This is a genomic window from Caballeronia eucalypticola (assembly GCF_047608185.1).
In the GTDB taxonomy this organism is placed as follows: Bacteria; Pseudomonadota; Gammaproteobacteria; order Burkholderiales; family Burkholderiaceae; genus Caballeronia.
The window spans coordinates 154,361-176,362 of the sequence record NZ_JBLKRU010000007.1; the positions used below are offsets into that span (position 1 = coordinate 154,361).

At 59.6% G+C, this 22,002-nt stretch carries 16 protein-coding genes and 1 pseudogene; 3 read left to right on the forward strand and 14 right to left on the reverse strand.

The features are described from left to right. Nucleotides 1-6: 6 nt before the first annotated feature. The 4 genes from ACMX25_RS11080 to ACMX25_RS11095 all read right to left on the reverse strand — a co-directional run bounded on the left by ACMX25_RS11080 (nucleotide 7) and on the right by ACMX25_RS11095 (nucleotide 4,419). On the reverse strand, nucleotides 7-1,347 hold the full coding sequence (locus ACMX25_RS11080; protein ID WP_414949844.1) for an NAD(P)/FAD-dependent oxidoreductase: 1,341 nt from the start codon (nucleotides 1,345-1,347) through the stop codon (nucleotides 7-9). Between the two features lie 20 nt (nucleotides 1,348-1,367). After that, the gene (locus tag ACMX25_RS11085) at nucleotides 1,368-2,165 is read right to left on the reverse strand and encodes an amino acid ABC transporter permease (protein ID WP_414949846.1); all 798 of its coding nucleotides are present in this window, start codon (nucleotides 2,163-2,165) and stop codon (nucleotides 1,368-1,370) included. Nucleotides 2,166-2,194: 29 nt separating this feature from the next. After that, a complete protein-coding gene (locus tag ACMX25_RS11090; RefSeq protein WP_414949848.1) occupies nucleotides 2,195-3,013 on the reverse strand; it encodes a substrate-binding periplasmic protein in 819 nt (272 codons plus the stop codon). An 83-nt stretch (nucleotides 3,014-3,096) separates the two neighbouring features. After that, nucleotides 3,097-4,419 carry an NAD(P)/FAD-dependent oxidoreductase gene (locus ACMX25_RS11095; protein ID WP_414949849.1) on the reverse strand — a complete coding sequence of 441 codons (1,323 nt, stop codon included), beginning with the start codon at nucleotides 4,417-4,419 and terminating at the stop codon, nucleotides 3,097-3,099. A 138-nt stretch (nucleotides 4,420-4,557) separates the two neighbouring features. Here ACMX25_RS11095 and ACMX25_RS11100 point away from each other — a divergent pair, with 138 nt between their 5' ends. Both ACMX25_RS11100 and ACMX25_RS11105 read left to right on the forward strand, forming a co-directional pair. Further along, nucleotides 4,558-5,478, forward strand: a complete 921-nt coding sequence (locus tag ACMX25_RS11100) for a LysR substrate-binding domain-containing protein (protein ID WP_414949851.1) — start codon at nucleotides 4,558-4,560, stop codon at nucleotides 5,476-5,478. Nucleotides 5,479-5,524: 46 nt separating this feature from the next. Next, complete coding sequence (locus tag ACMX25_RS11105) at nucleotides 5,525-7,048, forward strand: GntG family PLP-dependent aldolase (protein WP_414949852.1); 1,524 nt, start codon at nucleotides 5,525-5,527, stop codon at nucleotides 7,046-7,048. Between the two features lie 45 nt (nucleotides 7,049-7,093). On the opposite strand, the gene maiA is transcribed toward ACMX25_RS11105, so the two are convergent. The 3 genes from maiA to ACMX25_RS11120 all read right to left on the reverse strand — a co-directional run bounded on the left by maiA (nucleotide 7,094) and on the right by ACMX25_RS11120 (nucleotide 9,955). Continuing rightward, on the reverse strand, nucleotides 7,094-7,756 hold the full coding sequence (gene maiA, locus ACMX25_RS11110) for a maleylacetoacetate isomerase (RefSeq protein WP_414949854.1): 663 nt from the start codon (nucleotides 7,754-7,756) through the stop codon (nucleotides 7,094-7,096). Between the two features lie 198 nt (nucleotides 7,757-7,954). Next, nucleotides 7,955-8,230 carry a hypothetical protein gene (locus tag ACMX25_RS11115; protein WP_414949855.1) on the reverse strand — a complete coding sequence of 92 codons (276 nt, stop codon included), beginning with the start codon at nucleotides 8,228-8,230 and terminating at the stop codon, nucleotides 7,955-7,957. A 255-nt stretch (nucleotides 8,231-8,485) separates the two neighbouring features. After that, nucleotides 8,486-9,955, reverse strand: coding sequence for an MATE family efflux transporter (locus tag ACMX25_RS11120; RefSeq protein WP_414949857.1), 1,470 nt, complete (start codon nucleotides 9,953-9,955; stop codon nucleotides 8,486-8,488). A gap of 366 nt (nucleotides 9,956-10,321) precedes the next feature. Between ACMX25_RS11120 and ACMX25_RS11125 the strand changes: the two genes are divergently transcribed. Then, on the forward strand, nucleotides 10,322-10,714 hold the full coding sequence (locus ACMX25_RS11125) for a DUF3597 domain-containing protein (RefSeq protein WP_414949858.1): 393 nt from the start codon (nucleotides 10,322-10,324) through the stop codon (nucleotides 10,712-10,714). A 174-nt stretch (nucleotides 10,715-10,888) separates the two neighbouring features. Here the strand turns inward: ACMX25_RS11125 and ACMX25_RS11130 are convergent, their stop codons facing one another. The 7 genes and pseudogenes from ACMX25_RS11130 to ACMX25_RS11160 form a co-directional block, all read right to left on the reverse strand. Continuing rightward, nucleotides 10,889-11,929 (reverse strand): lipocalin-like domain-containing protein, encoded by a 1,041-nt coding sequence (locus tag ACMX25_RS11130; protein ID WP_414949969.1) that lies wholly within the window; start codon nucleotides 11,927-11,929, stop codon nucleotides 10,889-10,891. Nucleotides 11,930-12,012: 83 nt separating this feature from the next. After that, nucleotides 12,013-14,583 (reverse strand): FtsX-like permease family protein, encoded by a 2,571-nt coding sequence (locus ACMX25_RS11135; RefSeq protein WP_414949860.1) that lies wholly within the window; start codon nucleotides 14,581-14,583, stop codon nucleotides 12,013-12,015. Then, nucleotides 14,580-15,287 carry an ABC transporter ATP-binding protein gene (locus ACMX25_RS11140; RefSeq protein ID WP_414949970.1) on the reverse strand — a complete coding sequence of 236 codons (708 nt, stop codon included), beginning with the start codon at nucleotides 15,285-15,287 and terminating at the stop codon, nucleotides 14,580-14,582. Before ACMX25_RS11140 ends, ACMX25_RS11135 begins: the two co-directional genes overlap by 4 nt. Nucleotides 15,288-15,402: 115 nt before the next feature. Further along, the gene (locus ACMX25_RS11145; RefSeq protein ID WP_414949861.1) at nucleotides 15,403-16,194 is read right to left on the reverse strand and encodes a class I SAM-dependent methyltransferase; all 792 of its coding nucleotides are present in this window, start codon (nucleotides 16,192-16,194) and stop codon (nucleotides 15,403-15,405) included. A 96-nt stretch (nucleotides 16,195-16,290) separates the two neighbouring features. Then, entirely contained in the window at nucleotides 16,291-18,564 is a 2,274-nt protein-coding gene (locus ACMX25_RS11150) for an LPS-assembly protein LptD (protein WP_414949971.1), read from the reverse strand. A gap of 75 nt (nucleotides 18,565-18,639) precedes the next feature. Further along, nucleotides 18,640-20,856, reverse strand: a pseudogene (gene bamA, locus ACMX25_RS11155) (outer membrane protein assembly factor BamA); the annotation flags it as partial. 285 nt (nucleotides 20,857-21,141) lie between these two features. After that, nucleotides 21,142-21,591, reverse strand: a complete 450-nt coding sequence (locus tag ACMX25_RS11160) for a hypothetical protein (protein WP_414949862.1) — start codon at nucleotides 21,589-21,591, stop codon at nucleotides 21,142-21,144. Nucleotides 21,592-22,002: the final 411 nt, after the last annotated feature.

A 22,002-nucleotide genomic window follows, 5' to 3' on the forward strand; every position in this document is an offset into this window, starting at 1 on the left:
CCTTGCTTAAAAGCCTGCATCGATAACAATCTTCGTGCCGTCACTGAAACGGCTTAGCCGGAACATGTGTGGATCGACTAGCGGTGTGTCGTTGGTGACCAGATCCGCCATGAGTTTTCCCGCAGCCGGACCTATGCCGAATCCATGCCCTGAAAACCCTGTGCCGATGAACAACCCCGGTACGCTTTCAACGCTCGATATCACGGGAATGGCATCCGGCGTCACGTCCATGAGACCCGCCCAACGCTGCGCAATGCGCGCACCGCTCATGTGCGGAAAGACCTTCACGAACTCACGCAGGCCGGCATCGGTATAAGCGGTAATGGGCTCGGGATCGAGCGTGCGAACGTCCTCAAAGGCTGTCCGCTGATCAAGTGCCCAATGACGCGGTCGACGCAGTTCATCGAAGAAACGCGCGCCTAGTCCGACCCGCAACGCGCCCATCTGACTCTTGAGCGCGGGGATATATTGGGGAAGCAAACGGAAGCTGTCAGGCGTGATATCCGTGTAAGTGCGAAAGCCGAATGCAATCGTATAACCGCCGTCCGCGCGCTTGCGGAATGCGAATTCCTTGTTGCTGGCACTGACCGCTGGACCGCCTTCAATAGGCGATGTCCGCAACACGGAAGCCTTCACCATCAACTGCGGCACGTTGACGTCCAGATTCCCGCAGAAGAGCCGCGACCACGCGCCGCCCGCAACCACCACGCTGTTGCAGCGGATCGTTCCTAGCTCGGTGACCACCGCGCTGACGCGTCCAGCGCTTGTTTCCACGCCGCGCACCGCGCAGGGAGTGAGGATTTTCACGCCGCGTTTGCGCAGTGCATTGGCTATTGCCGGCGCGGCTTTCTGCGGTTCCGCGCGGCCATCGCCGGGCGTGTACAGGCCGCCCTTGAAAGATTTCGCTGCACCCGGCAGCAAATCGGCCACGGTCTTCGGATCGACTTCACGCGTGTCGAACGCATCGTTGCCGGCCAAGGCCCGCGCTTTTTCAAGCCATACGCGATGCCCTTCCATCTTCGCGTCGTCGTTAGCCATGTACAAGATGCCGCATTGCTTGAAGCCGGTATCGATGCCAAGCGTTTGATCAAGCGTGCGCCACAGCTTCAGACTTTCTATGCTTAGTTCGAACTCGCGCATGTCGCGATGCGTGACCCGCACCCAACCCCAGTTGCGGCTGGATTGTTCGCCTGCTATGTATCCCTTCTCGCATACGGCGACGCGCAGGCCTTTATCGCTTAGATACAAAGCCGTACTCACGCCAATAATCCCGCCGCCGACCACCACGACATCCACTTCGTCCGGCAGGGTGGTGTCGTTGGTGACGGTCTCGACTGGTGGTCCCATAAAGTGGTTTTTCCCCGGCTTTAGTTGTGTTGTTCGGCCATGCCTGTTCGTGCGGTTGCGGCTGCGGCCGCTTGACGCTTGAGTTGCTTGCGCGTGGTGGCCGTACTTGTGCCGTATCGCGGATTCGAATGCCGGTTGGTCCAGCGGTCAATGTGATTGATCGCGTGCGTGAGCGGCACGGTAATCAACAAGTAGACGAACCCGGCGGCAACCAGTGGAGACAGATTGGCCGTGTTCACCGAGGTGTTCTGCCCGATCGTGAACAAGTCCCGTTGCGAAGTCAGAAGACCGAGAAAATAAACGAGGCTTGAGTCCTTTACGATCGATATGAACTGGTTAGCCAGCGCGGGCAAAATGCGCCGGATACCTTGCGGCACCACCACGTGACGCATGGCAGTCCAGTACGTCATGCCGAGCGCCTGACACGCGGAGAGTTGCCCTTTGCCCACGCTCTGAATGCCCGAACGAAATATCTCGGCTATATACGCCGATGAAATCAATCCGAGCGCCACGATGGCAAGCGGGTATGGGTTCGGTCCGAACACCGCGAGCCCGACCGGCGCCAGTCCTTGCCCGACGAGCAGGATCACGAGCGCCGCCGGCAGACCGCGAAAGACCTCCACGAACACTCGCGCAGGCACTTCGAGCCAGCGCATATGCGACACCGCCATCAGCGCCAGAACCATGCCCGCGATGATCCCGAGCAAGGTCGAGAACAGTGACAGCACGAGTGTATTCACGAGCCCGGTTTCGAGCAGCGAAGGCAGCGACCCCGTGAGCAACTGCCAGTCGAGGAAGTTCTGCAGGAATGCATTCATGGCGCTCTCCGAATCATGTCGGCAAAAATTCAGCTACCGGTTTTCATTACGTAGGGCGGCAGGCTGGCAGGCTGCGGATAACCGGGATGGAACTGCGTATAGAGCTTCATCCAGGTGCCGTCCGCCACCAACTCGTTAAGCGTCTTGTTGACCGCCGCTTCGAGCTTCGCGTTGCCTTTGCGTATCGGAAATCCTGCGGGCAGGTTGATCGCGGAAATATCCAGCTTGTCAGCAAGATTCAACTGCGGGTACTTGCTTTGCAGACCGTCGACGAGCGATTTATCGATGAAGAATCCATCGATATATTTCGAGCGCAGGGAAAGGAAACCCGCGTTCACGTTAGGGAACCGCACGATCTGCGCGCCCGGCAAGTAGCTATCCGAATACGTGTCTTCAATCGTACCTTGCACTACGCCAATGCGCTTGTCTTTGACCGACGCCTTGTCACTTGTGATCGCGCTATCGGGCAAGGTCGTTACGCTGAGCAGCCCAGTGAGATAACCCTCGGAGAAATCGACCATCTTGAGACGGTCCGTCGTGATCGAGATCGATCCGGCGGCGAGATCGATCTGCTGGTTCGACACACTCGGCAGCAAGCCGCTGAAATCCTGCGCACGGAAGTCCACGCTCAATCCGAGCTTCGCGCCAATCGCGCGCAGCAACTCGACGTCGAAGCCGGTCATCTTGCCGTTATCGATGTAGGAGTACGGCTTGTTGTTAGCATCCACGCCGGCCATCAGCTTGCCTGGCGCTAACGTGCCGACGTCGTCGGCATAGGCGTTGGTAGCGGCCATCAACGAGAAGGAAGCGACGAGAGAAACAAGACCGAGAAAATGTCGAAACCGCATGATGTTGCTCCAGGGAAAACCAGCGATGAAATGAAAATGCGATGGGTCGATGCAGCCTCACTACCAAGCCTGAAACACGAACGTCAGGACAACGCGCCGCGCACGCGTCCGTTCCAGCAATCGTCGAGTTGATACAGCACGGCGCCCACCGGCACGCTCAAGTTGCGCGCCATGCCGCCCGGACTCAGCGGGAACGAACCTTCGCCGAATGCGCCGGGCGCGGCATCGAGACGTAGCAGTGTTCTTGCAATGCGCTGCCCGAGGTAACTCATCAACGCGACGCCGTTGCCGTTGCAGCCGAGTGCGTAAAACATGCCATCGCGCTCGCCGATATGCGCGAGCTTGTCGCCGGTCATCGCAACGTAACCCTTCCATGCGTGCGTGATTCGCACGTCGCGCAACGCGGGCCAGAGTTGCACCATTTTCTTGTGCAGGATTCGCGCGGCTTCGCGTTCACCTACTTCACGAAACGATGGCCGCGAGCCGAACAACATGCGCGTGCCGTCGGGAGAAGGACGCGTATAGAACAAGTTGCGCTTCGAGTCGCTAATCATGCGGTGGCCTGGATTCAAGACATCCATGAGGCCTGGCGGCAACGGTTCGGTAGCGATCTGATAACTCGCCACCGGCAGCACGCGACGCGAAAAAAAGGGCAACAGGTTCCCGGTATAACCGTTGGTCGCGACCAGCACTTGCTTCGCATCAATCTTGCCGCGCGCTGTGTGGACAGCAAAGCGTTCGCCGGTCCGTTCAATCCGTTCCACGGCAGCGTGTGAATGCAGGCTTGCGCCGCATCGCCGCGCAAGCTCGCGTAGCGCACGATGATATTTCGCCGTATGCAGGCCGCCGTATTCATCCACGAGAATGCCGCCGTAGTAGTAGTCCGATCCCACCACGGCGCGTTGCTCCGCACGCGTGATCACGTGAACCGTCACGCCGGTTTTCTCGCGCAGCAGTTCACCTTGCAGACGCAGGCGCTCGAAGTGCCCGGGCGTGAACGCACCAAAAAAACGGCCGGTTATCTGCAGGTCGGCGTCGAGCGACTCGCTGGTTATCAGGTGCTTGAGATAGTCGAAACTCGCCGAGGATTCCGCCATCAAGCGCCCAAGCCTTTCCGCCGATACCCCGCGAATGGCGTCGGTCAGCGCCAGTTTTTGCCCGCTCGACACCATGCCGCCGCTGCGCGTGCTGCCGCCCGCGCCGATCTCGGCGGCATCCAGCACCGCGACGGATTGCCCGTGCCGCGCCGCTTCCGCAGCAGCCGATAACCCGCAATAGCCGCTTCCCACGATCACCAGATCCACGCTTGACGGCAGCGCGACGCGCGACGTTTCGGGCGGCGCGGCGTCCCACCAATACGGGGCGATGCGAAAGTCATCGTGGAAAAGCAGGGCGTCGGCTCGCATGGTTTGCTGTGAGTGACTAATTGCAACCAGTCTAGAAGCGCTTCCGCCATCCGGTCAAATACGGCCAAAAAGGTCTTCTATTCATTTTTGATATGACAAGCTTCCAGGTGGCGTGGGCAAAACCGGGAATAGACACACATGAATCAGAGGCAAATTGAAGCGTTCAGGCTGGTGATGCTGCGGGGATCGATGACCGCAGCGGCCGAAGAACTTGGTACGTCGCAACCTAGCGTCAGCCGCTTGATTGCGGAGCTGGAGGCGTCGACGGGACTCGCGCTTTTCACCCGCAACGGCGGCCGAATCCAGGCCACCGATGCAGGCACGGCTTTCTATCGCGAGGTCGATCGGAGTTTCGTGGGACTCGAAAAGCTCGGTCATTCAGCGCGGGAAATCCGCCAGTTCGGCAGCGGCCGGTTGCGGCTGGTTGCGCCGCCGGTGCTGGCACTATCGTTCGTACCCCTTGTGATCGAGCGCTTTCTTGCGGCGTATCCGCGTATAGCGGTGTCGCTGGAAATGCGCAGCGAGGGAACGATCCAGCGCTGGGCATCGTCGGCGTATTGCGATGTTGGTTTTGCTACGACAACGCCCGATGCGTTCGGCGTGACCAGCGCGGCGTTGTATCGGCTAGCGGGTGTTTGCGCGCTGCCCGCGCAGCATCCGCTCACCGCGCGCAAGCGCATTCATGCGCGTGACTTGAGGGATCAGGCGCTCATCCTGCCGTCCTATGCCGACGACACCCGCTCGTCGCTCGACCGCGCGTTGCGGCAAGCCGGCGTGAACCAGGCGCCGGTCATCGAAACGCCTTACGGCGCCACTATTTGCGCGATGGTCGCGCGTGGCCTGGGTGTGGGCGTGGTGAATCCGCTGGCCACATCCGATACCAATCCCGCGCGCATTGTGTTCCGGCCGTTCGCGCCAGAAGTGATGTTTCGCGGCTTCACGGTTTGCCCTCAGTTACAGCATCCGAACCCGCTGGTGAAGGCTTTTCTGGATCTGACCAACGAAACGATGGACATTGAGGCGGCGCGCTTGCGTGCGACCCCGGATCTTTTCTGCTAGATTGATTTTCCCGTTTAGTGCCATGCATCCGGCGCTTCAATCGACCATGCCTTCGCCCATTGCTTTTTCATCCGCGCTTAATACGCTTAGCCCGCTCGCGAACCGGGCGAGGATCTGGCGCGAACCGGCGCTGGCGAATGCCGAATTGTTGCGGGCGGCTTATCGGGCGCATCAATTCCCGCCTCATGCACACGACGAATATGCGATCGGTTTCATTGAACGCGGTGGGCAGGCCTACACGCGCGGCGGCAAGGAGCGGCTGATCCTACCGGTAGGAACCATCTGCGTGATCAATCCGGGCCAGCTCCACGAGGGCAGGGGCGCGACCGAAGCCGGCTGGGACTATCGGATGATTTACTTTCCGTCCGAGGTGGCCGCCATGGTATTGGCGGACGTTGAGCCGGTTAGCGCGAGCGGCTTGCCGTTCTTCGCGGAAACGGTCATTGACGACCCCGACACATTGCAGGCGCTGTATGCCGCGCACGTGTGCTCCGAGTCTTCCGACGCATCGCAACTCGAAAAGGCATCGCGCCTGATTCGTGCTCTGCGCCAACTCATGACGCGGCACGGCCAGGGCGTGACGCGTACGCAACTGCCGCGCGCCGAGGATCTGCTAGGCAAGGAAGACGCGGTCTACATGGTGACGGGCACCATGACGAACCAGGTGGCTATCCGCGCGCATACCGAGCCTGGCGATGCCGTGCTCTTCGATCAAAACGCCCATGTCTACATACTCGAAGGCGGGGCGCCTGCGGCGTATGCCGGCGTGTTGCCACGCTTGTTACCCGGCGTGCGCGGCATCTTCAATGCAAGCGACGTGGAAGCGGCTATTGGCGTGCCCCACCGGTTCTTTCCGGCAACCATTCCCGCTCCCGTCCGGCTGCTGTGTCTCGAGAACACGCACAACATTGGCGGCGGCAAAGTGTGGCCGCTGGAACAACTCAAGGCCGTGTGCGATGCAGGCCGCGAGCGCGGCGTGAAGCGGCATCTGGACGGCGCTCGGCTTTGGCATGCCACGGCCGCGACAGGAATTGCGGAGAGCGAGTACGCCCGGCACTTCGACAGCGTCAGCGTGTGTTTTTCCAAGGGACTGGGTGCGCCTGTTGGATCGGCGCTCGCGGGATCGCGCGAATTCATCACGCGCGCGAGGCGCTTCAAGCAGCAGATTGGCGGTGGTTTCAGACAGGCAGCGATCATCGCGGCCGGTGCGCTTTATGCGTTGCAAAACAACCGGGCGCGACTGATCGAAGATCATGAAAACGCTCGTCTGCTCGCAGAAGGTATTGCTTCGCTGCCTGGTATCCAGATCGATGTGAAGACGGTCGAGACGAACATCGTCAGGTTCGCCGTGACGTCCTTGCCTGCGGGTGAGTTTGTCGAGCGCTTATACGAGAAGGGCCTGTATGTGCTGCCCTCCGGTACCGATGGCGTGCGCGCAATTCCGTATCTGAACATTTCGAAATCGCAGGTTCAGGAAGCTATCGGGATCATTGCGTCCGTGGCCGAAGCGTATGCGGACAAGGCTGGTGCATTGGCCGGACAAACGGCAACGCGCGGCGCGGGGTATTAAAGGAGCAGCGATAGCCCTTGGTCACCGCTGCTTGCTATTTACCAGTTACGTTGGCGCTCCGGCTTGCCGCCTGGGATCGGCCTTCATGAATGCCGGATGCTCGTCACATGCAGCCATGATGCGGTCGATAGTCGGCACATCGGGGATGACGATCTTGAACACGCGCGTCACCGCAACAATGCTTGCGAGGCAAATATCCGCCATGGTGGGTTCATCGCCGTGACAGTACTTGCCCGTTTCCGGCGCGCCCGCCAGACGCTCCTCAACGGCGGCCAGGCCCGTGCCGAGCCACTTGATTTGCCATGCGCGCCACGCGGCATCGTCGAATCCGCCCGTTGTCTGAAGATACTTTTTCACGCGCGGCACGACCATCGGATGGGTATCGGCGGCACACATGGACGCAATGGAGCGCACGCGTGCACGACCGTACAGATCGGTTGGCAACAAAGGCGGCGACGGCTGCAATTCGTCGAGGAATTCAAGGATGGCGAGGGATTGCGTCAGCGGTTCGTGCCCCTCGGAAACCAGCGCGGGAATGGATCCTAGCGGACTGATCTTCAGGAATTCGGCGCTGCGTTGTTCGCCTGCGTCGAGGTCGATGTTTTGTTCGTGCGCGCTCAGGCCCTTCAAACTTAGGGCGACACGTACGCGAAACGCGGCGGACGAGCGCCAGAATGCAAAGAGTTCGAATTGCGCTTGCTCTGACATGAGGATCTTCCTTCTTGGTGGACGGAAACGGCGACACGTTGGTTAAGTCGTCATCTATTAACTATGCATCAAAGTGCTATAGCCTGCGTCCACATCTTGCATGTCAGCAAGATCCGTCATCTCCACAAACACCGATGCCCGGCGAATCTGAGTTCGCCGGGCATCGGCTTCCTGCCACGTTTTAAACTTCAACCTCGATCAGTTATGCGAGAAGAGCGAACGTGTGTTGTTGGCTTGATCCCGTTCACCGGATTGTGTCGTGGTGCTACGCACGCCGCCATAAGCCCTTGCGTCAGGGTTATTCGCCGCACTTTCTGCTGCGATGGTCTGCGCGCTTTGGCCACGTTGCGAAGACGGTGCGCCGACTTGCGGGTTGTACGAAGGCGCCGGGCCATAACCGCTGCTGGCAAACGCGGGTGCTGCAAAGGCGGCAGATACGGCGACTAACAACGATGCAATAAGGGTCTTGTTCATGATGTGCTCCGATGCATATTAGTACTTCATTCATGGGCTACGCAGCGGTCTTGCTGTTTGGTGCGCTGCGTCGATGGAATGGAGTATATGCGCGGACTATCGAAATATTGTACCGATAGAGGGGAATTGTTAATCCACACAAATCGAACAATCAGGCGCACTGAACTTAGCGGAATTCGCTAAAGAAAATAGGGCGTGATAACGCCAATAAGAGAAGGCTTAGCGGCAGAGCGTTTAACAAGGGTCTAAGCGCCTCTAGCTACCTTGCACGGGCAGTTCCTTTAACTCCACGTCCGGCGCCATGGTATTTCCCACGGCCGCGGCAGGGACATTAACCGACGACTGCTCAAGCTGGTTGCTGCCTTTACTCGCCAGCGCGGCGCAATCGCCCATTGGCAAACGCTTGACCACGATATACGCAACCAGCATGGCCATCGTGCCGAAAATTGCATTACCGGCGGCCTGTCCGATCATTACGCCGACCGGTCCATGGCGCATCCCGGCCGCAACAAACGGCACCGTGCCGATGGTCGCACGCCCCCAGTTGAACAGCGTCGATAACAACGGCCGATCAAGATTGTTGAAGGTCGCATTCGCCACGAACTGGCAACCGACGAACGCATAGCTCGCGACCAGCCACGAACAGAATGCCGTGATGATGACGGCGGTGTCGCCGCGAGCCGAGAACGCGCGGATCAGGCCACCCTGAGCGAGCGCCAGCACGATCCACGCAACCACGACCGTCAGCAGTACGAACACCAGGCTGTTGCGAACCGTTTCGCGAATCCGGTCCGCTCGGCCTGCTCCAAGGTTCTGCGCGATGATCGGACCGACCGCGCCGGTCAGCGCATAGATCACCGCGAAGGCCACAGGCGTGATGCGGTCGATGGTCGCTTGCCCCGCCACGGCGGCAGCACCAAAACTGGCCATTGCATGCGTTACGTATGCACTGGCGACAGGCGTGGCGAGGTTGGTCAGCACGGCGGGGAGCGCCACCTTCATGACCGGCTGGCTGTTGGACCACAAGCGTGCAAAGCGGACGCGGGCAATGAGGTCGTTGACCCGGGTCGCGCCATAGAGGCCAACGAGCGCGAGCGCGACACGCGCAATATCGTTCGATATGGCCGCGCCCGTCAGCCCGAGATGGAAACCGAAGATCAGGATAGGGTCAAGGATCGCGGTCACGACGGCTGCGGTCAGCGTGACGCTCATTGCCCGGTGGGCATCGCCGACAGAACGCATCAGGGCGGCCGTGCACATGCCGATAGCGAGGAACACGTACGTGGGCGCGGTGATCAACAGGAAGCTGCGCGTCAGCACGCGCGTTTCGCCGGCCGCGCCGAGCGCGTTGAGGATCGGGTCGAGAAAGAGCAGCGTGAGGGCGCTCAGTACGAGCGTGATGACAATCATCAGCACGAGACTCGCCGATGCCACTTGCCGCGCTTTAGTCCGCTGTCCCGCACCGAGCAGCCGCGCGACTGTCGCGCTGACACCGATGGTCATGCCGATGGAAATGGCGGTGTGAAAGAAGTTGATGGTCCCGGCGAACCCGACGGCCGCAGCCACCGATGTATCGCCCAGCAGCGATACATAAAAAAGATTGGCCAGGTCGACCGCGAACACGGCCATCAATCCGATCGCCCCGGTTCCTGCCATGACCACGACATGCCGCAAGGTTGAGCCGTGTACGAAGCGAGCGGAGTCAACCTGGCGTTTTGTTGTCATGGGTTGGCGAATGGAGGAGGCGATTGCAGTGAGCGAATGATCGCATGAATGAACTTCGTTTCCCGGACTGCAAGGATGATCGTCCAACGTTATGCATTTAGTGGAAACGAATGCAGCGTTCTACGTGCGTTGCGGGAACAGTATCCTGTTCGTGTTACGGCTTCTCCACGTCAGGGCATTTTCGAGACAATCGATCGCCTACAATGTCCCTGGACGCCGTGCGCCGGACTTGCGACATAGCATGAATGTTTCGGGAACGTGTCTTGCACGGCGACTTCACGAAGCAGCGAACGCGCTGCTTTATTACGTCATTTCACAACGTCGCTTTACAACGTCTTCAACTACGTCGACCAAGGGATAAATATCATGAGCATTTTTGGCACGATCCTGAGCAAGATTTTCCCTTCAAGCCACCCCGCTGTGACAGCACCTGTGGCGCCTGAAGCAGACCCAACCACGGCGCCCGCCGCTGCTCCGGCACCGGCCGTGGCTGCAGCAGAGCCGGTGGATGTCGAAGCAGTCCTGACTGCCATGCAGGCGAATACGTCGGAGCAATTGAACTGGAAGACATCGATTGTTGACCTGATGAAGTTGCTCGGCCTCGACAGCAGCCTCTCTGCCCGCAAAGAGCTGGCTGGCGAGTTGCATTATTCGGGCGACACTAACGACTCCGCATCGATGAACATCTGGTTGCAGAAAGCCGTGATGGCACAGCTTGCAGCCAATGGCGGGAAGGTGCCGGACAGCTTGAAGGGCTAAGCTCCGGTGCGTTTGCGTCGCCTTCGTGGCGACCGCTGGCACGCCTGTGCGAAGAGTTGATGTTTCGCGAGGTAATCAGACGTGCCAGCGGTATTACGCAGACTGTTAAAGTCTGCGTAACGTCATGACCTTGTCATATGTTTTTTAAAAAACTGCGCTATGCGATGAGCGTGGTTATCGTTCCAGCTTCAGCGCCTTCCCATATCCCGTCAATTCCAGATAACCGTGACCTAAGGCTTTACCGTCACGACTCACTCGTACCGCTCCCTCCCAATACACCGCGCCAGTCGACTGGCTGGAGTCGAGCTCCTGATCTTCCATCAATGGATCGAGCTGCCACGTAAGCGCGCCAGTCCTGACCGTCTCCGATACCGGGTAAGACGTACCCGTGCGAGGCGAGCGCCACGTCTTGCGCGGCGTGAAGTCGACTTGGTCCCCTTCGAATGCAGTCACGTGCCCGCTTGCATCGCGAAGCGTTGCGTGTGACCAGACTGCTCCGCCGTTTTGTCCGCGCACCTTGAAAGCCATCAGTGCCGATCCGTCCGATAAATTGGCGCCTAGCCAATCCCATCCCGTGGCATCGCTGCTAAGTACCGTGCTCGACCATTCGTGATCCAGCCACGCCGATCCGGTCACTGCCGTGCTCAGCCCGGCCTTGCCGTTCGTGTTGGAAGCGCGCGTGACCTTGCCGCTCACGCGCAGTTGCGGCTCGCTGTAGTAGTAACTCGCTTGCGCCGCCAGCGGACCTTTGCGCGAGTAACCTTTATCGCCCTGCAGCAGCGGTGCCTGAGTTGGCATGAGCGACAGGTCCAGCGTGAAATCGGCGGCATTCACCGTGACGGTGTAGTGACCATCGGCTGCGCGCACGAGTTGCCAGGCGTCGAGCTTGACATCGCTGTTATCGGTCTTCGCATAAGCGAGGCCAAAGCCCTGACGCGCAATCTTCTGATCGTGAACGAGCCGACCCAATGAAGGATCACTAAGCGCCGCATGAGCGATGATCAACTGCGACGGCGCGAACGCACTCGGGTCAGCGGGATCGTGTCCCGTGGCCGAGCGAAAGAACGTGATCTGGAAACCAAGCGGTTTGCCATCCGGTTGATTGAGCCAACCCGTTGCGTACCACCACTCAGTGCGAAAGGCCGGATGCGCGCCCGTGTCTTGCGAGAAGACAAGCGGATGATTTTCGGTGACTGTGGCGAATTCCATCGCCATGGAAGGCGTGCTGAACACGCAGCAAGCACCTGCGATCAAGGCGTATCGCCGAGCATGATTCAAGGCGCTTGGGAGGCCGCGCATTACCAGTCCTCCTTCACTGCGCGCACGGCATCGAGAGATACCGCGTTGCGTCCTGCGACCACCGCTGTTGCACATGACGAGATCAGCATGACGAGCGCCACGGTGCTCACCACATGCCATGGAATATGCATCGACATGCTCCAGTGGAATGACTGTGGATTAACCACAAAGACCAGGATCAGGCTGATTGCCCAGCCCAGGATAAAGCCCACGGCAATGCCGAGCGCCGTTAGCATGCCGGCTTCCGCCGCGAGGATCTCGAGCACCTGACGACGCGTTACGCCGACGTGCCGCAACATGCCGAACTCGCGTGCACGAGCGAGTGTCTGCGCTGAGAACGTTGCCGCGACGCCGAACAGTCCGATCACAATGGCCACCGCTTCCAGCAGATAGGTCACCGCGAAACTCCGGTCGAAAATGGTCAGCGTTCGCGCACGGATATCGCCGGGTTCAGCGAACTGCATCGCGGCGCTGAAGGGCAATTTGCGCAAATTCGCAATGACGCTTTCCACGTTTGCACCGGGGTCGACCGTGATTGCGGCATCGGTGGCGCCTGTGTCGCCGGTGAGGCGCCGGTAGTCTGGCAGCCGCAACTGGATCGCGCCCGTTTGGCGCACGTAGTCACGCCATATGCCAGATACGACGAAGGTTTCGCCGTGAGTGCCGATCGACAACTTGAGTCTTTGCCCCAGCTTGTATTGATACAAGTCGACCATCGCTTCCGATACCCATATGGGCGTCTCGCCATCGTGCAGGGCGGATGGCGGGAGCACGGGGCCGGTCATCTGCATGACGCCGCCGGGATCGGCTGCATCGATGTCACGCGCGAGCACGGCCACCGCGGGGCGCGCGGGGTCGAGCGTGAGGTGCGATGCGCGAGTGAACGCGGCACCCTTGACGCCAGGCGTCGTGGCGATCGCTGTTTGTTCGCCGGGACTCAGGCTCGCAGTGTCGCCATTGGCGGCGACTCGAACGTACAGGTCGGCCGACAAAAGATGCGTCAGCCATTCATCGACGGACACGCGGAAGCTCGCGACCATGATGGCCATCGCGACGATCAGCGCAAAGCTCGACAGAACGCCGCCCATGGCGATGGATGCCTGGCCGGGTGCATTGGCGAGGCGGGCAAGCGCCAGCGTCGTGACGGCGCGTGTCCGGCGTTTTGTATGCCATCGGCTCAGTGCAGTGAACACAATCGCCGTGCAACGCGGCATCAACGCAATACCACCAACCAAAAGCAACGCAACGGCTAGATAACCGAGGATAGGGACATCGAATAACGGCGGCAGGAGCGCCAGGATGCCTGCCATCACGAGGCAAATCACGGCCGGCCACGGCGTTGCCAGCCGCGCTAGCGCGCCTTCTTCGCTGCCTGCTTTGAGCGTCGCCGCCGGCCGTGCGCGCGCCGCTTCCAGCGCCGGCACGAGACTGCCCAGCACGGATACGCCGATACCCAGCGCAAGAAAGATGGCGCTTGCAACGGGCTCGAAACTGACATGAGGCTGCACGCCCGGAAAGTAGCCGCCGCCCAGGTCGCTGCCGAAGAAACGCAGCGCGATGCTCGACAGCACGTAGCCCAGCACGAGGCCGAGCACGGAGCCAAACACACCAAGAAGCGCGCCTTCCATCAATATCTGGCGTAGAAGCTGGCGGCGTGTATAGCCCAGTACGCGAAGCATCGCGAACTGCGCGCGGCGGCGGACGACCGCTAACGCTTGCGTCGAGAACACGAGAAATGCGCCGGTGAAAAGCGCCACCAGCGCGAGCACATTCATGTTGATGCGGTAAGCGCGAGAGAGGCGGTCGGTGCGGTTTTCATCGTCGCGTGTTTCGGCTACGACCAGTTGGTTGCCAAGCCGCTCCTGCAACTCGCGTTTGAAGCGATCCCGGTCGACGCCGCGTTGCAGTTGCAAGTCGATGCGAGAGAGTTTCCCTTCGAGTCCGAAACGCCACTGGGCGGCGGCGATATCCATTACCGCGACCCGTTGTCCAGGGCGCGTCCTGACCAGGCCGCCGGCTACCCGGAAACGTACTGTCGATGTACCGCTAAGGAGCCCGATATATTCGCCGGGCGTCGCGTGAAGCCACTGCTGCGCAGCGGATGAGAGGAAGATGGCATCGTCGGAAAGGGTATCGAGAGGACGCTGCGCAGCTGGCACGCCGATCAGTTCGGGCGCGATGCGGCTCGCCCTGAGGACATCGATGCCAAGCACTTTCAACGCAGCGGTCTGCCCGGGCACGGTTACGTCCAGATCCAGAACGGGGCTGGCGAGCGCCACGCCCGGTGTTGTCGCGAGACGCGGGTACCAGTTTTCATCGAAGGTGGGCTGAGCGCCACGGACTTGCAAGTCGGCCTCGCCGGAAAGGCTCTTGGCGGCTGCGGAAAACTCGTTGAACGCGGCACTGTTGATGAGTTGCACGGCATAGCCGAGCGCCACGCCTAGCGCAATGGTTGCGATCGCGACTATTGCGCGAGCCGGATGACTGCGCCACTCCGCACCGAGCAGCCAGCGCGCGAGGAGCTGGCCACCGGCGATCCGCCGGGAGGGTTCCGTCACAAGCTGACTCACGAGCGTTCACCGACGGACTGCGCCGGTTGCGCGGCGTGCAACCCATGCTCGCTCAGAATAAGTATCCTGTCCGCGCTCGCTGCTGCCGCGATGGAGTGCGTGACCATGATGGCTGCGGCGCCGTTCGCCTTGATCTCCGCACGGAACAGCGAGAGCACCTCTTGCGCGGTTTCCGGATCGAGGTTACCGGTGGGTTCGTCGGCCAGGATCAACGTGGGCCGATGCACGAGCGCACGGGCGATGGCAACGCGCTGCAATTCTCCACCCGATAGCTGTCGCGGGAAATCATCGCCGCGTCCGCCCAGGCCGACCGCTTCAAGCAAGTCGAGCGCACGAGCGGGTGACGTGTCGTTGAGCAATAGCGGAAGCGCGACATTTTGAACCAGCGTGAGATGCGGCAGGACGTGAAACGCCTGGAACACGAAGCCGAGTTTTTGACGCCGGAGGCGAGTGGCGGCGTTATCGTCGAGATTGGAGATTGCCGCGCCGTCGATCAGCACTTCGCCGCTGTCGGCTTGATCGAGGCCCGCGATCAGGTTCAGAAGCGTCGACTTGCCGACACCCGAGTCACCCATGATCGCAACGAATTCCCCGGGATCAAGCGAGAAATCGAGGTTTGCCAGTAACACCCGGCCAGCGCCGTATGCCTTGCTCAAGCCGCGACATTCGAGTGCGGGAGAAACGCCGTTATTGCCGAGAGTCATGGAGATCGAGTCGTCAGTGAGTGGAGCTGGCATGCAGGCCTCCACTGTGACAGAGAAGTGCCGCGCGTGTGCAAGGCACGGCTACGACGGAGCACTCCTCATTCCTGATCGCCGTTTAGCGTGCGAGCTTCTCGACATAAAACGCCGCAGTCTCGTAAGGAACCGTGACCACGTCTTTATCCGCGAGCAGTGGTTCAGCGGCGATCAGCGCCCTGACTTCGCTGTCGATCTTCTCGCGCGCGTCCGCGGCGAGCGCCGCAATAAAGCTGGTGGAGCGCACGCGGTTCACGATTACGTCCTCCGGCGACCCCGTATGACCGATGCTGAAATGGTGTTCATTGAGCGCGCCAAAGCCTTCGTGTGGAAACGCGGCTCGCCAGGCGCCGGTGTAATAACGCGGGGTATCGCCTTCCACTCGATTCACGATCGCGTCGAGCCGGGCGACCCACGGCACGCCGGCGTCCCTTAGGTTCCAGATCAGACCGAGCTTGCCGCCCGGTTTCAAGACCCGAAGTATTTCCGCCAGCGCAGCGTGCGTCGAGAACCAATGGAATGATTGCGCGCACACCACTGCATCAACCGATGCATCGGGAAGCGGGATTGAGTCAGCTGTGCCCGCGTGCGTCTCCACTTGCGGAAGCGCTGCGGACAGCTTCCCGAGCATCACGGCGACGGGTTCGACCGCGATCACCCTGGCGCCCGTGCCGATCAACCGCGGCGTAAATTTTCCGGTGCCCGCGCCGAGATCCACGACGGTTGTTCCAGCGCGAAGCCCGAGCTGATCACGCAACCAGTCCGCGATCTCAGGCGGGTAATCAGGCCGGCCGCGGACATAGGTTTCCGCAGTGGTCGTGGTGGCGTAGCCGTCTGCTGCGGCGTGATGTATGCCTTTTAATGCCTTGTTCATCGTTTGCTCCTGCTTGCTGGATTCGACTTTGCCAACGACGATTTTAAACCCTTCCATCCACGCCGATGTGCACGCACGAGCGATCTAACAGCGTTGTCATTCATAATTCGAGAATCGCGACTCTGGTTCGGGCGGTGAAGGCAATGGCGTATAGCCGGGAATGCTCGCTTTAAATTGCTCGGACAGCCCGTTATCGATCTTCGTCAGACCCTTGAGTTGAAGCTGCAACAGGACGCGGGTAGCGCTGCTGGCCGTGGTCGTCGAGGTCGCTATATTCGTGTATTTCTGCACCGCGAAGCTGAGCGACCAGCAATCGGCGTCGTACTGAATGCCGAGCAACCCCGCCACCAGACGATGCGCAACCATGTCGTAATTGGCCTGCCCGACCGCGTAGAGCTTTCTGGTCAGCGGCCATTGACCGGATGTCACGATCTGGTTTTCCGCTTCGTTTTCCAGGTCCTCATCGGCGCGGGTATATCGATAAGCAAGACTGACTACTTCCCGATCTCCCGGTTTCCAGGTGAAGCCGGAGGTGCCCTGATCCAGCTGGTTGCGTTGCTCGTCGTATTGCACCGCTTGCTCGGTCGTGAGGCCCGGGCCTATCTTCAGTGAGGCCCCGACAATGACGTCGCTTCCGCGCACGTCGGTCACGGATTCGCCCGGCTCCAGGACCACTTGCGGGTTGGTGAAATAGTATTCTTGCGCGACCACGAAGCGGGCCCGTTCATCGCCCGTCGCCTGATTGATGAAGCGGGTTGTAATGGCGGCCGTCAAACGGTTCAGGTCGGCAACCCGATCGCCGCCAACGAAGGTGTTGTCGGTGAAGATCTGGGCCAGTCCAAAGTCCTCCTCGCCGGTGTCGAAGACCGGTGCGAACGTCTGGTTCCGATACGGCGTATAGACGTAGTAGAGCCGAGGTTCCAGCGTCTGGATATAGTCCGTTCCAAACAGACGAATGCTGCGTTCGAACACGAGGCCTGAGTCCAGGCTGAGTGTGGGCACATTGAACGAGAAGCTGTTCGGCTGGCCCGTTGGGGCGGTGCTTCCGATTGACGACAGGTCGTAAGCCACGTAGTGCCACTGAACCTTTGGCGTGACGAACCATCCCGGACCGGATAGCGGATAACTGACGTAGGGATTGAATGTAAATCGGCTGCCTTCCGTGGAGTCGGCCGTGGAAATGGTGAAGCGCGTGACGTCAGCCTCGGCGCCGAAATCAAATCCGCCCATGTTGTACTGATTGTATTTGACGTCCAGTTCAGGCGCACGATTGTAGGGCGGCGCGGTGCTGAACGATTGCCAACGCTGTTCCCGCGCCAGCACCGACCATGGACCGTTGTTGTAGGTCACGCCCGCCTCTTGCTGGAAGATGTCCTGCCCATTGACCAGCGACGCGGTATTCGAGTTAAGGTCCGTGGTCACGTTGACGTCCGACACCTTCGAATAGTTAACATACGCTGCCAAGCCACCGCCAAAATTTTGGTTGTGCGTGACGTTGATCGAATAACGGTTCGTCTTGGTCAGCGCGTCGTCGGGTAAATAAGCAATCGTCACTGAACCAGAATAGGCCGGCGATAGATAGCGGTAATTTGTTGTCAGCATCGCGCCGCGTTTGGACATGTAGCGCGGCGTTACAGTCAGGTCGTAGTTCGGCGCAATGTTGAAATAATACGGTACTGTGAGGTCGAATCCATTCGTCGAACTCAGCGAGAAAGTTGGCGGAAGAAAGCCGCTTTGACGAGCGCTGGACAGTGGAAACGACAACCACGGACTTGCAAAAATGGGCACGCCCTGGAAGAACAACACGCCGTTGTGAGCAATGCCTTCGTTCGACCCCTGGTCCATGTCGAAACTTGCTGCCTTGAGGTACCAGGCCGGGTCGGTTTCGCATTGACATGCGGTGTAGGTGCCGTGATGCACGACTGAACGTTCGTTATCGATCAGATCGATGCTATCGGCACTCCCCGAACCGCCTGTCAGGTTGAAGTGATAGGTCGGGGTGGTCATGGTGCCTTCGTCGGCCTCGACCTGCAGATGGGCTTCGGGGCCGGCAAAGACATCGTAGTTATCGACTATGCGCACGTGACCGTATGCATCGGTCACGTTGCGGTCGATGTCGTAATGAACGGCGTCGCCTTTGACAATAGCCGCGCTGCGCCGAAGCTCTCCGTGACCCTTGAGCGACAGGTCGCGGTCCTCGTCGCCGTCTGCCGCATCGCCTATTCCAAATACGGCGGTAGACGTGTTTGGCGGTATCGGATGCTCGGCCATTTCAGGAGCGAGTCGAAGGCCCCACGGCGGATCGATGGGTTCAGACCGTGCTGCGGCGCCACTGAGTTGCGCGAGCGCGGGCGCGGGTGCGAGAGACATGGCGATCGCCACTGCGACGGCGATATGGCGCACGCGCGGCGTGAGCCCGATGAGCGTGTCTGCTGACTGCACGGGCTAGAACGACGTGCCAATCTGGAACTGGAATTTCTGGTATTGGTCTCCCGCGTGCCGCACGATCGGCAAACCGAAGTCCAGCTTGAGCGGTCCGATAGGGGAGATCCACTCAAGTCCCGCGCCATAGCTGTATCGCAGGCCATTGGCACCCACGCTGTCGCCCTCGTTGCCCCAGACGTTGCCGCCGTCGACAAAAGTAAAGGCGCGCAGGGTACGGTCGTAACCCGTACCGGGTAGCGGGAAAGTCATTTCTATATTGCCGACGATCATTTTCGACCCGCCGATAGGATCGCCGGTCGTAGCGTCGCGAGGTCCGAGCGAACCGGACTCGTAGCCCCGCACCGATCCAATCCCGCCGTCATAGTAGTTCTTGAAGATGGGGTAGGCGTCGCCGCTTATGCCGTGGCCATAGCCCGCCTGGAAGTTCATGCCGAAAATGAAACCCCGGGCCGGCGTGTAATAGTACTGAGCCTGAACATCTGATTTGTAGTACTGGGTATTTCCTGCTGGTGTTCCAAGCTCTCCGTTGGCCTGGAGGAAATAGCCTTTGCTCGGGATCAGCGCACTGTCGCGTGCGTCGTGCGACCAGCCCACCGTGACCGGGACGTTGTTCACCACGCGACCGAACTCGGCAACATAATCCAGGTAGCTTTGCGGCGTGGTCGAGTCCGTGTTGAACCGGTCCTGCTCGAAGCCGGCGCCAAAATAAACCACGTCCGACTCGGAGAACGGTATGCCGAACTTCATATCCGCGCCGACCGACGTAATGCGAAAACTCGTGTCGCTAAAGTTGTAAAGCGGGTAGGTGGTCCGGTAGTACATGTCGGTGATGCGCTTGATGCCATCGATCGTAAAGTACGGATCGGTTTGCGTGACAGACAGGGTCCGGTACGTCGCTGCCGTATTCACGTTTAGTGCGAGCGTTGTTCCAGAGCCAAACACGTTGTCTTGCGATACGCCCGCGGACAACACGACCTTGTCGCTCGAGTCATAGCCTGCGCCCAGCGTGATCGCGCCCGTTGGTTTCTCTTCCACCTTCACGTCTACATCGACCTCGTCGGTGGTGCCCGGAACCGGCACCGTGGTGACCTCGGTGTTCGTAAAGTAGCCTAGCCGATCAATCCGTTCCTTCGAGAGCTTTAGCCGGCTGCTGTCGAACCATGAGCTTTCAATCTGGCGCATTTCGCGGCGTATCACTTCGTCGCGCGTCCGGGTGTTGCCTTCAATGTTCACGCGGCGCACATATACGCGGCGCCCCGGATCGACCTGCAATGTCAACGCGACCGTGTGATGAAACTGATCGATCTCCGGCTGGGCGTTGACCTGTGCGAACGCATAGCCATACTCTCCTAGCTTGTCTACCAGTCCCTGGGTCGTGGCCTGTAATTTTTCGGCCGAGAAACGTTCGCCCGCGTGAATCAACACCAGCTTTTGCAGCTCGGCGTTGCGATCGAGCAAGTTGCCACCTAGCCGGATGCTTGAAATAGTGTACGGCTCGCCCTCATGAATAGTGACGGTCAGGTACATGTCTTTCTTGTCGGGCGAGATCGACACTTGCGTGGAGTCAATGTTGAACTCCAGATAGCCGCGGTCCAGGTAATACGAGCGCACCTTTTCCAGATCGCCCGTTAGCTTGTCTTTCGCGTAGAGGTCGTTCTTCGTGTACCAGGAAAACCAGTTTGGCGTCGATAACTGCATTTCGTCGAGCAGTGTCGCCGAGCTGACAACCTGATTGCCCATGAAGTTGATCTGGCGAATTTTCGCGCTTGGACCTTCGGTGACCGAGAACAGGATGGATACCCGGTTGCGGTCGATCGGCGTGACCGTGGTGCTCACCTTGGCGGCGTAATAACCGCGTGTCAGGTATTGGCGTTTCAGTTCCTGTTCGGCTTTGCTGACAAGCGCCTTGTCGTATGTGCTGCCTTGCGACAAGCCGACTGAGTGCAATGCTTTGGTGAGGTTGTCCTTGTCGAACTCGTGGATGCCTGCAAAGTCGATTGACGAGACAGCAGCGCGCTCCTGTACTTTCACAATGACCACATTCCCTAGCGTCTCGACCTGAACGTCGTCGAAGAAACCGGTTGCGTAGAGAGCGCGGATGGTTTCGGACGCTTTGTCGTCTGAGAAGACATCGCCTCGCTTGAGCGGGACGTAGGCGAAGACCGAGCTGGGCTCAATGCGCTTCAGGCCCTCGATCTGTATGTCCCGGATGACAAAACTGCTGGTCGCTGCATAGACGGAAGGAGCCAGGAAAACGTTCAATGCAATGGCGACGGCCGAGTGAGCGGTGCGCGATTTCCGGAAGAGTCGGAAGGGTCGAAAGTTGAATTTCATTTGATGTACTTGACGAGCATATCGGCCCGAATGTGTTGCCCTGCTTTTGCGCGTCTTATCAGACGTGATCGGACGTGTTCGGACGTGTTCGGTGCCGTGCTGGCCGGGACTTGCGTCTTCTGGCCGCTCAGGAAATTCGTTGCACGAGCCGGAGATCCGGTTATCGGGTTATTGCAAGGGGCCGCTCGCGTGCGCTGGAATCTGAACCAGTCGTGCCGCCGATATCAGCGCGTCGACCATCGGAGGAATTTGTTCCCGGGGAAGGCAGAAGGAAATGTTGGCGCCGCCTTGCAGCCGGAACGTAAGGACCAGGCTCTTGCCGTTGTCGATCGCGCCGAGCTCCCATCCTTCGCAGCCCATCGCGAAGTTGATGTGGGGCGTTCGCTCGAGCATTCGCTCCGATTGCATGATCGCGGCGGGAAGCACGGCGAGCAGTTCGCGCAATACCGAGTAATGGAACGTCAAGGTTGCACGGTCGCTATGCACCACCATATGTTGACCGTCAGGTTCCAGTTCGATATGTTCGATGGAAGCAACTCGCACGGACTCAGGCAGATCTATCTTTTCTATACTTTCTGCTCGAACCGGTGTATCGATTTTTTCTTTCACCAGTGGCATAGTTTGTTATCCTTATTTAGTGAGTAAGGTTTCAAAGGGTGAACAGCAGCTTTGGGGCAGGCGAGCTGTCTTTAGGTTCAGTTACAGGCGGATTCGAAAAAGAGCAGGAATCTCTTTTCCTTGTTGCCGCTGGGATCCCCTGGTATTAGCGGGCGCGGTTTCGCCGCGAGGCGGCCGTGTCTTCCGCTGTATGACGGAAGAGCGCTGCGCGTTCCCGGCCCGCCGACATTGCTACGAGCATTTCCGAAAACAACGGCGTTGAACTGGCTCGCAGAACCGCTGCAAGAACCTGTGCTGAAAGAATCTGTTTCATGGTGACTGCCCTCGCATGCAAGTCGCTAGACGAGTCACTAAAGTAGCCCGCTATATGACGCGGTGCGTTACCGCTTCGTTACCGTATTTCTCACTGGA